This window comes from Thermococcus sp. 5-4 (assembly GCF_002197185.1).
Taxonomy (GTDB): Archaea; Methanobacteriota_B; Thermococci; order Thermococcales; family Thermococcaceae; genus Thermococcus; species Thermococcus radiotolerans.
Map to the genome: position 1 here is coordinate 1,516,530 of NZ_CP021848.1, position 12,245 is coordinate 1,528,774.

Annotated in this window: 13 protein-coding genes and 1 tRNA gene; 8 read left to right on the forward strand and 6 right to left on the reverse strand. The window is 55.9% G+C overall.

The window, feature by feature from the left end:
• Positions 1–23: 23 nt before the first annotated feature.
• Positions 24–1,145 (forward strand): hypothetical protein, encoded by a 1,122-nt coding sequence (locus CDI07_RS08385; RefSeq protein ID WP_088181189.1) that lies wholly within the window; start codon positions 24–26, stop codon positions 1,143–1,145.
• Positions 1,146–1,170: 25 nt separating this feature from the next.
• Entirely contained in the window at positions 1,171–1,467 is a 297-nt protein-coding gene (locus tag CDI07_RS08390) for a DUF2103 domain-containing protein (protein WP_088181190.1), read from the forward strand.
• Here CDI07_RS08390 and CDI07_RS08395 read toward each other — a convergent pair.
• Positions 1,464–2,099: a hypothetical protein gene (locus CDI07_RS08395; RefSeq protein WP_088181191.1), complete on the reverse strand. Its 636-nt coding sequence runs from the start codon at positions 2,097–2,099 to the stop codon at positions 1,464–1,466. The two genes, CDI07_RS08390 and CDI07_RS08395, sit on opposite strands and share 4 nt — an antisense overlap.
• Positions 2,100–2,198: 99 nt before the next feature.
• Here CDI07_RS08395 and CDI07_RS08400 point away from each other — a divergent pair, with 99 nt between their 5' ends.
• From CDI07_RS08400 to CDI07_RS08410, 3 genes are all read left to right on the forward strand, one after another.
• The gene (locus CDI07_RS08400) at positions 2,199–2,834 is read left to right on the forward strand and encodes a class I SAM-dependent methyltransferase (RefSeq protein ID WP_088181192.1); all 636 of its coding nucleotides are present in this window, start codon (positions 2,199–2,201) and stop codon (positions 2,832–2,834) included.
• Positions 2,835–2,853: 19 nt separating this feature from the next.
• A tRNA-Gly gene (locus tag CDI07_RS08405) sits at positions 2,854–2,931 on the forward strand.
• Between the two features lie 212 nt (positions 2,932–3,143).
• Positions 3,144–5,210, forward strand: a complete 2,067-nt coding sequence (locus tag CDI07_RS08410; protein WP_168169248.1) for a nitrous oxide reductase family maturation protein NosD — start codon at positions 3,144–3,146, stop codon at positions 5,208–5,210.
• A 45-nt stretch (positions 5,211–5,255) separates the two neighbouring features.
• Here CDI07_RS08410 and lrpA read toward each other — a convergent pair whose 3' ends face one another.
• Positions 5,256–5,681 carry an HTH-type transcriptional regulator LrpA gene (gene lrpA, locus CDI07_RS08415; RefSeq protein WP_088181194.1) on the reverse strand — a complete coding sequence of 142 codons (426 nt, stop codon included), beginning with the start codon at positions 5,679–5,681 and terminating at the stop codon, positions 5,256–5,258.
• Positions 5,682–5,749: 68 nt separating this feature from the next.
• Complete coding sequence (gene rlmD / locus CDI07_RS08420) at positions 5,750–7,003, reverse strand: 23S rRNA (uracil(1939)-C(5))-methyltransferase RlmD (RefSeq protein ID WP_088181195.1); 1,254 nt, start codon at positions 7,001–7,003, stop codon at positions 5,750–5,752.
• Between the two features lie 109 nt (positions 7,004–7,112).
• Here rlmD and CDI07_RS08425 point away from each other — a divergent pair, with 109 nt between their 5' ends.
• Both CDI07_RS08425 and CDI07_RS08430 read left to right on the forward strand, forming a co-directional pair.
• Positions 7,113–7,328 (forward strand): helix-turn-helix transcriptional regulator, encoded by a 216-nt coding sequence (locus tag CDI07_RS08425; RefSeq protein WP_088181196.1) that lies wholly within the window; start codon positions 7,113–7,115, stop codon positions 7,326–7,328.
• A gap of 53 nt (positions 7,329–7,381) precedes the next feature.
• Positions 7,382–8,215 (forward strand): MinD/ParA family protein, encoded by an 834-nt coding sequence (locus CDI07_RS08430; RefSeq protein WP_088181197.1) that lies wholly within the window; start codon positions 7,382–7,384, stop codon positions 8,213–8,215.
• Here CDI07_RS08430 and pyrE read toward each other — a convergent pair.
• Positions 8,171–8,731: an orotate phosphoribosyltransferase gene (pyrE, locus tag CDI07_RS08435; RefSeq protein ID WP_088181198.1), complete on the reverse strand. Its 561-nt coding sequence runs from the start codon at positions 8,729–8,731 to the stop codon at positions 8,171–8,173. The genes CDI07_RS08430 and pyrE overlap by 45 nt on opposite strands.
• Positions 8,732–8,838: 107 nt before the next feature.
• Here pyrE and CDI07_RS08440 point away from each other — a divergent pair, with 107 nt between their 5' ends.
• A complete protein-coding gene (locus tag CDI07_RS08440; RefSeq protein ID WP_088181199.1) occupies positions 8,839–9,582 on the forward strand; it encodes a PrsW family glutamic-type intramembrane protease in 744 nt (247 codons plus the stop codon).
• Here the strand turns inward: CDI07_RS08440 and CDI07_RS08445 are convergent.
• On the reverse strand, positions 9,566–11,245 hold the full coding sequence (locus CDI07_RS08445) for an ATP-dependent DNA ligase (protein WP_088181200.1): 1,680 nt from the start codon (positions 11,243–11,245) through the stop codon (positions 9,566–9,568). The genes CDI07_RS08440 and CDI07_RS08445 overlap by 17 nt on opposite strands.
• Before the next feature lie 44 nt (positions 11,246–11,289).
• On the reverse strand, positions 11,290–12,192 hold the full coding sequence (locus CDI07_RS08450; protein WP_088181201.1) for a pantoate kinase: 903 nt from the start codon (positions 12,190–12,192) through the stop codon (positions 11,290–11,292).
• Between the last annotated feature and the right edge of the window lie 53 nt (positions 12,193–12,245).

Genomic DNA, 12,245 nt, shown 5'->3' on the forward strand with positions numbered 1-12,245 from the left:
GAGTAAAGCCCACCCGATGGGCGATGAAACTTAAGTTCGGCGTGCTGCTCCTCCTGCTCCTTACTTCGCAGTATGCTTCAGCTACAGGATTCGTTCTCGTGCACTCTAAAATAGCGGGGAACGGGGACGATGCCCTGATTCTGATGGAATGGATTCCACTGAGTCCGGGGGGACACTGCGGAGTGGAATGCTGCGGGGACGTCCAGGACGACTGCTGCCACTACATAGCCCTCTACGCAAACGGGAGCGGAATCTACTACGTAGGATACCTATACGAGCTCTGGGTAACGTCGAACAGGAACGGCGTCTACCTCCTCCATTACTTCAACGAGGACAAAGGCGTCAGCGTCTGGAGGGGCTATCACGGATGCTTCCAGCAGCTTGGGGGCGTTAGTTCGCCGTACCGCCTGAGGGTTCTCCTTCCATACGCGGCGGCGATGAAGAACGGTCACCTTGACGTGTACCACATCGCGTGTTCAATAGAGAAAGTAGGGGCCATAAACGCATCGCCGGACTGTAACTTCAGCCTGGCCCCCGATTCACTCACCCTTCACTGCAAGAACGGCACCAGAAGGTTCCGGCTCTCGCCTGAGGGGATAACGGAGGTCGAGAAACTCGAGTGGAAGCCGTGGCCCAAGGTTCAACGACCGAGTATGGTTAACGGGGTGGTGAAAAACGACGAGCTTGTGTTCTCAAACGGCTCAAAGACCTACAGAATTCCGCTGAAGGACGTGTTGCCTTACCTCCAGGACCCCTCCGAGGCAGAGTTTCTTCTCGGGGTGTTTATGGAAAACTATCTACTCATCCTTCCCCCCACAATCAGCTACCACAGGGAGAGCTGCAACGGTACAACCAAGAGCACCCTGACCTTCGTTGCCAAGAACCCCTATAAGACCCACACAATTGAGAACGTCAGCTCAAAAGACCTGAAGCCGGTCTACGGGTTCATCTACAACGGGGAGCTGAAGGCAATCCCCCTCCTCTCCACGGACGGATACTCATTCAAACCGCTGGCCCAAAAGGTGATTGCCAGGGATGAATGCCCGTGCAGCGGTGAGAGCAGGCTCTCGGCTTCGCTCAGTGCCCTAATCGCTGCGGTTCTGGTCTCCACAGTGCTTCTAGTGATCCTCCTGAGAAAACGCTAAAAACCCGGCGGGCGTTCTAAGGAACATGCCCAAGCATTTCAAGAAAGGCGTCAAAAGGGAGCACCACTTCCTGAAGGGCCTTGAGAAGCCGCTGGAGAGAATAGCAGCTATACCCGGGGTCAAGAAGGTAATCCCCGGAAGAATCTACGCGAGCGATTCCAGGGGCTTCGAGATAAAGGTCTCACGGGAAACCCAGACGGGTCTCAAGCTCGTTGCCAAGAGCGATGGGAGCGTTCAGGACGTTTTTCTGGTCGTTGATAAGGCCGACAGGGAGATGGTCCGGAGGGAGATTGAGAGGCTAGTGAGAGAGTTGAGGGGCTAAATCTCTCCCCTCCCCTCGAAGAACGCTTCAAGCTCCTCGTCGCTTATCTCCTCATCCGCTTCGGTGTACCCCAGCTCCCTCTTCTGGAGTTCTATGAGTCCCGGTGTGAGGAGGAGCTTTCCCTCGAGCTTTGGCACGGCGTAGTGGAGCGTTATCTCGCTGAACTCGTCCAGCCTTATCGTCGGGTTCAGCTCGTACTCAATCTCGTCGAGCCTCTTTCCTTCAGCTATGAGCTTCGCGACTATCGCCGAGCCGTCTATGGAGAACTGCACGCTTCCGATGTGCCTCGCCTTTGCCCCTTCAATCTTCTCGGTTATGAACTTCTTGGTCTTCCCCGTGAACTCGAAGTCTCCGAGGATTCCGCCGACGACGATTATGCTGTCCTCCTCGATGTCTTCGGGCTTCAGCTCCTCCTCGGCGAAGGGGTCGAGGATTATGAGCTTCGAGCGGTCAAAGGGGAACTCCGTGACGCTCTGGCTCAAAACGCTCCCCAGCTTCGCGAGTTCTTCCCTCTCGTTCGGCTCCACGTTGGTGAATATCAGCTTTTCGCCCCACCACTCGCTCGCGTGCCTGTACTCGAGCAGGACCCAGTCGCGCAGTTCCTCCAGGTGTTCTATGAGCAGGTACGGCATGAGCATCACCGGGTCGGCTTTGGACTGAGACCTTAAAAGCCTGCCGACTCCACGAAACTGTCCAGTTAGAGTTTTAACGGGGGAGACCGACTCTTCCACATGAGCTTCAGGGAGAAGTACGCGAGGCTCGGGGAGCGCTACGAGATCCTGGAAAAACCTCTGGACAGGTTCTTCTGCCCGCTCAGGAAGAAGGCGGCAGCCTTTGTCCGTGGTAGGACTCTTGAAGTTGGAGTAGGCGTTGGAAAGATGCTCCCTTACTATCCCCCGGGGATTGAGCTCCACGCCGTTGATGCCGTCCCCGAGATGGTCGGGATAGCTAGGAGGAAGGCCAAAGAACTGGGTCTCAACGCCCGGTTTTACGTAATGGATGCCGAGAGGCTCGAGTTTCCTGACGAGAGCTTCGATACGGTCCTTTCATCCTTCGTCTTCTGCACGGTGCCGGACCCTGAGAGGGCCATGGAGGAAATTCACCGCGTTCTCAAGCCCGGCGGGAGGGTAGTCCTACTGGAGCACACGAAGAGCGACTGCAGGCTTTTGAACTGGCTCTTCCTGAAGCCCCTCAACCTTCTCCTCGGCTGGCTCTTGGGGGACAACACGCTGAGGGAAACTCACGAGCTCGTGAGAAGATACTTCGAGGTTGAACACGAGGAAAGCCATTACCGGGGCGTCGTGAGGCTCATCGTCGCCAAGAAGTCGGAGGACGTAGGTAAAACTTTTAAAGGCACGGATGGTTAATAATACCGGGCTGGACGGAGCGGTGGTAGTCTAGCCTGGTCTAGGACACCGGCCTCCCAAGCCGGCAACCCGGGTTCGAATCCCGGCCACCGCACCATAATTCTGCACCTTTAACTTCTCGGGTTATCTTCTCCAGGATCCTTACCAGATAACACTGTTTTTACGTACTTTCGGGATGACGCGATACGTATAACCTGATTGTTAACGAACTTCAATGTGCTCATTTATACAATTCCAAAAGGACGTTTCCAAGTAGCAATTATTAAATACCATTTTGCCCAAATTGTTTTGATGTATTGGGGTGATAACATGAAAAAAGCCCTGAGCCTTTTAACCGCGATTCTCCTTCTCGTGGCGGTCGTCCCAAGTTTTGTGAACTTGGCCTCCGCCGCCCCGAGCTATCCCGAGGTATGGGTTGATGACGACGCCCCAGTTGACTGGTACGACGCCAACCACGTGGACAACATCGCGACCGCGGTTAGCATCGTGAGCCCCGGAGGGGTCATCCACGTCCTTCCGGGAACCTACGAGCCCCAGTTCTACATTTGGATCACAAAACCCCTCACTATACTCGGGGAGGGCATGCCCGTCGTGAAAACTGCAATCAACATCTTGAACACTCAGGATGTGGTGATTTCAGGCCTCAACATGACCCACAGCAGCATACCCGACTTCTTCGTCGTGAGGAACACCACCAACGTGACGATAGAGAACAGCATCCTCGGACCCCTTGGCTCGGGCGTCGGCGTCTACGTGTACGATTCCAGGGACGTGACGTTTAGGAACGACACCTTCCAGGAGCTCAACAGGCAGGCGATTGTCATCGATGGAACCGTGGATAGCATCCTCGTCGAGAACAGCAGGTTCATAAAAACCGCACAGGGCGTTTCCTACACCGCTGCAATTCACTTCCCCGGTACCGCAAGAGTTACCAACGCCGTCATCCGCGGCAACGTATTCACCGACAACTATCAGTACGACATCTTGGCCAGCTACAACAGCAGGGTCTCCCTCGTGGTGGAGAACAACACCTTCACGAGAGAGGTTCAGAACATGTCCGCGGTGAAGAGCTACACCCGCGAAAAGGTCGTTGTCAAAGGAAACTTTGTCTCCAACTACCAGTCCGGCATCTATGTTGACCACTCCGACGGTACCGTTATAGAGGACAACGTGGTCACGAACTGCACCTTCGGTATCTTCGTGTATGAGCTGGAGAACGGCACGGTGAGAAACAACAAAGTCTCGAGGAGCGCCCGCGGCATTCACCTGAGAGACCTCGTCTCCAGCATTGCCGAGGGGAACGAGCTCTCCGGGAACTCCATCGGAATAAACCTCCACTCAACCACCAACACGACCGTCATTCATAACATCTTCATCAACAACACCCAGGGAATAAACGCCCAATGGTCTCAGAACGTTGGGATACACTACAACATCATAATGAGTGGAATACAGTCGGGAATCACACTTTACAAGACGACTGGTGTAAACATCACCCACAACTACATCGGCGGGTACTCAAGTGGTGTCTTCGTATGGGATAGCAGTGGGATTGAGGTGCACTACAACAGCATAGTCGGGAACGGCATCGGAGTCAGGACGTTCTTCTATTACATCAGCCCGGCATGGGTCAACGCGACCCTCAACTGGTGGGGTGCCGAGGACGGGCCGAGTGCGATTTCCAACGTTGTTTACCACGGACAGACCCCCATAGGAAGCGGGGATCCCGTTGGTGATTACGTTTACTTTGACCCATGGATCGGGAAGACTCCGGAGGCCACATACTCAGACCTTCAGGTGAGTAAAACCGTGGTATCACCGGGGGACACGATAACCGTATCCGCCACCGTCGAGAACACCAACGAGATTCCAATTGGATACACCGCCGAGCTTAAGGTCAACGGAAACGTCAACGAAACCGAAAAGGGAGCGCTCCTACCCGGAGAATCGGCAATCGTGACGTTCGACCTCACCCTCAACGCCCCGGGGACGTACAGCGTTACGATAGATGGCCTGCCACCCGTTGATGTTCACGTTGTGGGAGCAGCCCAGGGCTCCCCGCTGGCCGTTTACAACACGTACTACAGAATGGCGATAATCTGGACCAACCTGTTCTTCTCTGAGAGCGACGACTTCAACGAGCTCTACGAGGAAGCCTCCAACGCGGGAGTTGACAACGAGACTCTCGCCTCGGCGATGCAGGCTTACAACGAGGCCGTTGACATGCTCCTCCACGCCTGGAACGAGGAGAGCCTGGAGCACCTGCGCCTGACCCTCTGGACCATGAGGGGCGTCATCCCAAGAATCTATGAGGTAAGGGACGCCTACGTAAAGGTCAAAGAAGCCGTAGCGATTCTAGAATCCGCGATGGAATGAAACCCACCTTTTCTTTTTCTCACAGAATTAAAAAGAAAGGGGGACTCACTTCAGCTTCTCAAGGATTATCGCCGGGCAGACCTTGGTAACGCCCTCTATCTTGCCTATCTTGTTGGAGATTATGTCGGAGAGGTCCTCCCCGTCCTTGGCCCAGACCTCGGTCATTATCATGTGGTCGCCGCTGGTGAGGTAGACGCTCCTGACGAACTCAAACTCCTTCAGCTTGCTGGCCACGTCGAATATCTTCTCGGGAAGCGTGTCAACGCCCGTCAGGCTGACGAGGTTGTAGCCGAGCTTCGACGGGTCCACCACGACGGTGTACTGCCTTATGACGCCCGCCTCCTCGAGGGCCTTGACCCTTTTCCTGACCGCCGTCTCGCTTATGCCAAGAACCTTGGCTATCTCCGTGAACGGAGTGCGGGCATCCTTGGTGAGCATTTCGATTATAACCCTGTCCCTTTCATCAAGCATTCTCATCACCTCTGCTTAAAGTTATGCAGACTAGGTATATTAAGTTTTTGAACCTATTGGTTCTAAAGTTAAACCTTGAGTTTAAGTTTGACAACCGTCTCCACGTGGGGCGTGTGCGGGAACATGTCAATTCCCACCGCGGTTTCTAGAGAGTAAATCCCCGCCAGTTCATCGAGGTTGGCCTTGAGGGTCTTTGGATTGCAGGAGACGTAAACGATGCTTTGCGGTTTGTCTTTTAAGATTTTCTTTATCAGTTTGGGATGCAACCCCGCCCTTGGCGGATCAACGATTATCGTCTCGTATTCCGAAAGATTTTCGACGTCCTTGTCCTCGCCGACCCTGAAGGTCGCATCGACACCGTTCAGCTCGACGTTTCTGTTTGCCATCTCCACCGCGAAGGGGTTGACCTCGATTCCCTCCACGTCGAAACCCCTCTTGGCGAGGTAGATGCCGAAGGTCCCAACGCCGGAGTACAGGTCGAGGACTTTCCCACCGTCGACCAGCTCGGCCACCTTCCTAACCAGCGCTACGGCCTGGTGGCTGTTCGTCTGGAAGAAGCTGTTGGGATGTATCAGGTAGGTCACGTCCTCGAGCCTCTCCCTTATGAACTCGCTTCCCCAGAAGCGCTCTATCTCACCGTAGGAGACGTCGCTGGGGGTTCTGTTGACGCTCCAGTAGACGGAGGTCGCGTAGTCGAAGTACTCCGGGAACTCCTGGGGGAGCTCGCCCTCCGAGGTAACTAGGTTAACCATCAGCTCGCCCGTGAACTTGCCCTCGCGGATGACGATATACCTGAGGAAGCCCTTGTTCCCCCGTATCTCGTAGAGGCTCGGTCTGAAGTCCTCGATGAACTCCCTAAGGGAGCGGAGGACCCTTCCGCTGGACTCGCCGAAGACGGGGCACCACTCGATGTCAACAGCGTCCCACCAGGTGCCGCGCCTTCTGAAGCCTATTCCTCTCGTCGAAATGACAACATCAATGCGATTTCTATGACCGTATATCCGGGGGGAGGGGATAACCTCGACATCAAAGCCCAAAATCTTGGATAACTTGTCGGATTTAAACCTAACCTGCTCCGTGTAGGGAATGTGCTGGAGGAGGCAACCACCGCACGTTCCAAAGTAGGGGCATTTGGGCTCGGTTCTGTTTAGGGAGGGCTCCACGACGTCAAAATCCGTGGCTATGAGCGTTCTCTTCCTCCTCCACCATCTCCTGACTTCCACGACGTCACCCGGTGCGGTGAACGGGACGTGAATTTCTTTTTTCCCCAGCCTCACAACGCCCAGACCTTCCAGGTCAAGCCTTTCGACGACTCCCCGCATGGTTTTTCATCCAGCGGGCGCCTTATAAACCTGCCCTTCGTACATGTGCCAAACCCGTCCCCAGAAGGTTTATTTAGTAGGAGGAGGTAATTAGATATTGGTGCCCTTGATGTTCGGCAGGCGTAAGGATGTTGTTTACAAAACCCTTGCTACCAAGAAGAGGGCCGTGGCGCTTCAGACGCTGAGCGCCGAGCTTGAGACTCCAATGCCTGCGGTTCTCAAAACCGTTAAGCAGCTTGAATCCGACGGCCTAGTGGAGGTCTTCTACGGCCAGAAGAAGGCTTCAATAATGGTCAAGGCCAAGACCATAGAGGATTACCTCTGATTCCTTTCAATAATTTTTGCCTGAGAATAACAAGGACGGACGGAGGGCTAGAGGTGGTATCAGTCGTCATAACTGGAAGGGGCGGTGCAGGGAAGACCACCATGACCGCCAATCTAAGCACCTACTTCTCCAAGAACGGTTACAAAACGCTCGTCATAGACGGTGACCTGTACCTGCCAAAGCTAGCCTTCCATTTCGGCATATACAACCCCGTCTACAACCTCCATACCCTCCTAAAGAACCCGGACATGCGGGTTCTCAACGCGGTGTATCACGATGTGAACACCGGCGTTGACGTTCTTCCCGGGAGTTCAAGGCTGTACGACGTTCTTGACCTCGACAACAAGCGCCTCAGGAACATAGTGAGGGAAATCTCGGCCAGATACAAGCTGACGATAATAGACTCCCCCGTCGGCATACCCTTCGACACCATATCGACGTTCAGGCTCGCCCAGTACCAGATTATCATACTCGAGATAGAGCGCTGTCCAATACACTCGGTACACAAGATGGTGGAGAACGAGGTCATCAAGCTGAAGGCCCTTGGAGAGGCCTACGGCCTGAAGGTGGGCGTCATCATCAACAAGGTCAGGGAATCCTCGGCCAACATCGACGACGTGGTGGACTTCCTCGAGTACAGCGTCGACGTTCCCGTCGTCGGCATAATACCCTACGACTACAAGGTTCCGGAGGCAACAAACATGGGACGGCCGGTTCTGGACTACGCGCCGCACGCACCCGCTTCAAAGGCCATAAGCGAGGCAGGCTCGGTTCTCGACGAGTGGATATTCGGAAGGAAGAAAAGAGACGGCCTCCTCTACAGGCTCTACGAGGCTATAATCTCATTCCTCCACTCCGGCAGGGCCCCTGCGGGCAAAAAGCTCTGAAACCGTGACCAGGGGTATGAACCTGTACCTCTCCCCGATTCTCTCGCCGGCTCCTTCCTCCCTGTCAGCCACCACGCTTATGGCGACTATCTCCGCTCCAGCTTTCTCCAGAACCTCAGCAGCTTTCAGAACGCTCCCGCCGGTGGTCGTCACGTCCTCGACCAGGAAAATCTTCTCGCCGGGCTTTACATCACCCTCGATCTGGCTCCCGGTGCCGTGTCCCTTGGGCTTCTTGCGGACTATGACGAGGGGCTTTTCGGTTTCCAGAGACAGTGCCGTCGCTATCGGCACAGCTCCAAGCTCCGGGCCGGCAACGCGGTCGAACTCGATGCCAAGGGCCTTGGCCCTCTCCGCCATCAGCCTCGCGATTATCCTCAGCGCCCTGGGATTAGTGGAGAGCTTCTTGACGTTGATGTAGTAGTCGCTCTCCCTGCCGGAGGTGAGAACGAAGCGACCGAAGAGGATGGCCTCCTCGGTGAAGAACATGTCGATGAGCCGGGCCTTCGCGTCCTCCATTTTGAACACCTTCGTGTAAATTTCTTGGCAGTTTCAGAGAAAAATCCACACCGGATTTAAAAAAGTTGGGGCCAACGTTAATAAGGCGGAAGAGTGAAGAAAGTACCATGCTCACGCCGGAGAAGGTCATCGAGTACTACTTCGGAATCATAACCGTAGTCGGGGGCCTGTCCGTTCTGCTGGCGATCAAGTACACCCTCCAGAGGTGGCGCTCCTTCCCGGAGAGCGGCTGGAAGGTTCAATCCTTCGCCCTCGGAGTGCTCGGCCTCGTCATAGCCTCCGTCCTTGAGGCACCCTTACTGTTCCTCAAAACGTGGATTGCCCTAGCCTTCGCGGCGGGGATAATCGAGGAGTCGGTGAAGCTCCTGCCCATGAAGTTCTTCGAGCGTTCGCCGGAATGGGAAAAGTGGAAGCTCGTCATAGGCGCGGGTCTCTTCCTGGGCGTTGTGGAGGGGATATTCTACACCGCGGGAATCTTCGCCCTCAACCAGCCGGCGTACCTCGTTGGGGTCAGAATCGTCCTCATGGGGCTTCACGCCATCTGGGCGGCCATCACGATAGGCTTCCTGCTCGGCGAGAGGGGATGGAAGCGCTTCACGGGGCTGGCATTCTCGATGATCGCACACGCCCTCTACGACCTTCCCTCCCTGGCGATGGTGGACGGCTATTCTGGAAACGTGATCGCGTACCTTGCTGGACTCTCAACGGGCCTCCTGCTGGCCACCCCGCTAATGGCTAAGAAGGCCGCCGAGCTTGCCGGAAGACTGGTTCCAGAGGAGGATGAAGAGTCGGACGAAGTGCGAGAAAACGTTGAAGAAACGGAAGAAAACGAGGTCACCTCTTCGCCTTGAACCTCTCCTGGAACTCGTAGAGCTGGGCTATGCGCTCGATCGTGTCCGCTTCCTCGGGACTCTTGTCCTCCCTCAAAGCGACGTAGCGCGGGAAGCGAAGGGCAAAGCCGCTCTCGTACTTCGGGCTCTTCTGTATCTCCTGGTAGGTGACCTGAATAACGACCTTTGGCTCTATCTCGACGTACTTGCCCTCCTCGCGGATTATGAGGGGCTTGAGCATCTTGGTGAACTCGGCCAAGTCTTCATCGGTGAAGCCGCTCCCGACCTTTCCGACCGGGACGAACTGGCCGCTGTGCGGGTCGAAGGCCGCAACCAGGAAGGAGCCAAGGAGGTGTGCACGCCTTCCCTCACCCCATTCGGCGCCGATTATGACGAGGTCTAGATCCTCCATCGTGGGCTTTATCTTGAGCCACTTCTTGCCCCTGTTTCCGGGCTCGTAAACCGAATCCAGGCGCTTCGCCATCAGCCCCTCGTGGCCGAGCTCAAGGGCGCGCTGGTAGAACTCCTCCGCCTCGTCAGCGCTGGTGGTTACCAGCTGCTCAGCCAGCCTTATCCGCTCATTTGGGGAGATTATCTCTTCCAGCTTTTTCCTGCGCTCGGAGAAGGGCGTGTCTATCATCCCATCGCCGTCAACGTAGAGGACGTCGAAGAGGTTCAGCTCGAGGGGGATTTTCTCTATCATCTCCTCGATGTTGTACTTTCTCCTGAAGCGCCTCAGCACGTACTGGAAGGGCCTGGGCTTCCCGCCCTCGCCGACGGCAACGAGTTCGCCCTCCACGATAGCCTTCTCGGGCTTTACGCTTTCCAGGACGGCATCAACAACCTCCGGGATGGACTTCGTCACATTCTCCAGCCTGCGGGAGTATATAACAACCCTATTGCCGTCTTTGTGAACCTGAACGCGTGCGCCATCGTACTTTATCTCGAACGCCGCCTTTCCACCCATCTCTACCAAAGCTTCCTTCACGTTGGCCGCGTTCTGAGCGAGCATCGGCCTTATGGGCTTGCCCACCTGGATTCTGACCTTTGAAAGGCCTTCGTTGCCCTCGAGCTTGGCCACCCTCGCGACGTAGCCGAAGTCGCTCGTGAGCATGTAGGCCCTCTCAACGAGCTCGGCCTTGACGCCGAATGCGCTCGCTATGGCGTCCCTCATGAGTCCCTCCGCAACGCCGGTGCGCATGGTTCCGAGAACCGTCCTGGCGAGGTACTTGCCCTCCTCTGGCTGAGCGTCCATGAAGAGGTTGGCGAGGTACTTCAGCTTCCTGTCCTGACTTCCCTGCCCGCTGGCCTCGGCTATCTTCACGAAGGTGTCGTAAACGCGCTTTATGGTCAGCGGCTGGGAGAAGAAGCTCTTCTGCTTTTTCTTCTTCAGGGCCAGGGCAACGCTCTCACCGAGGTCGCCGGTGTCCCTCACGGAGTTCTCTATCTCCCGCTCGGGAACGCCGGTAGCCATGGAAACGGCCTTTATGAGGAGCTTCTCGCCGACTCCAAGCTCTCTCTCGTCCCAGTCCGGAAAGACCTTTCCGAGGATTAGGTAGGGGATTATCTCGAGGAGTTCATCGGGTGCCTTCTTGAGAAAATCAGAGACGAATTTGGTCTTGAGGGTCTTGAGGGTCGTTTTTTCCAGGCGTCTGTAAAGGTCGGCCAGTTCGGCGTATTTCATCTTCACCACCTGAGTGGGGTTAGGGGGTAGGGAGATAAAAGGGTTTAGCCAACCCACCTGCCAACCTTCGGCCTGCCCTCGTGGATTCCGGTCACGTCGTAGGGCAGGTTGAGGTCGGAGAGGAGGCTTATGGCGTTCTCCACCTCGTTCTCATGGAGAAGGGCGAAGAGACCCCTTCCAAGCATTATCATGGAGCTGGGGGTGGAAATAACTTTGTCCAGTTCCCTCGCCAGCTCAAGGAGTTCACCGCTAAGGAGGCCGGTTTTCTCCGCGAATTCCCTCGCGAGGGCCATCATCCTCTCGGGCCTCGGTTCCAGGAGGAGCTTCTCAAGTGCCTCCTTCCCCTCGCGCTCTATGGCCTCCACGACGTCGCCGTCCAGAACCTCCCTGGTTGAGAGCCTGCCCAGGGGGACGACGAGAACGCGGTAATCCTCGAAGAAGAGATTGTCAACGACGCCAACGCCCGGACCACCTGCTTTAACGCGAACCTCTATCCCTCCGGCCAGCTGGCCCACAACGTCCCCGAGGCCGCCCCTGTTGAGGACCTCGTGCTTGTGCGCTATCTGGGCAGCTTTGAGCCACGTCCCGCCGAAGGAGTAGCTCAAAGCCAACGCCGTCCCCAGGGCACCGCCGGCACTGTTGCCGAAGCCGTGGCCGTTCGGGAAGTCGAAGTACTGCCAGATTTCAACCTCACCCACAAAGTTGTCCGGAACCAGCTCGTCCGCGACGGAGTAGCTTATGATCGCCCTTTTCCTCTCAACCGGCTCGCCGTTGAAGGCGACGTGTATGTGCCTCTCCAGGGTGCCGGTTTCTATGCTCGCGAAGACGTTGACGCCCTTGTCGAGGTTTACCCCGGCCCCGAGGGAGCCGGCTCTAAGCGGGTCATCGTGAAATCTGGGAACGAAGAACGCCGTTATGTGGGCCGGAACGAAGGTTCTGACGAGCAATCTCTCACCTCCGAGAAAAGTGCGTCCTTGGCCTTTTAAAAGTGGCGAGAAAA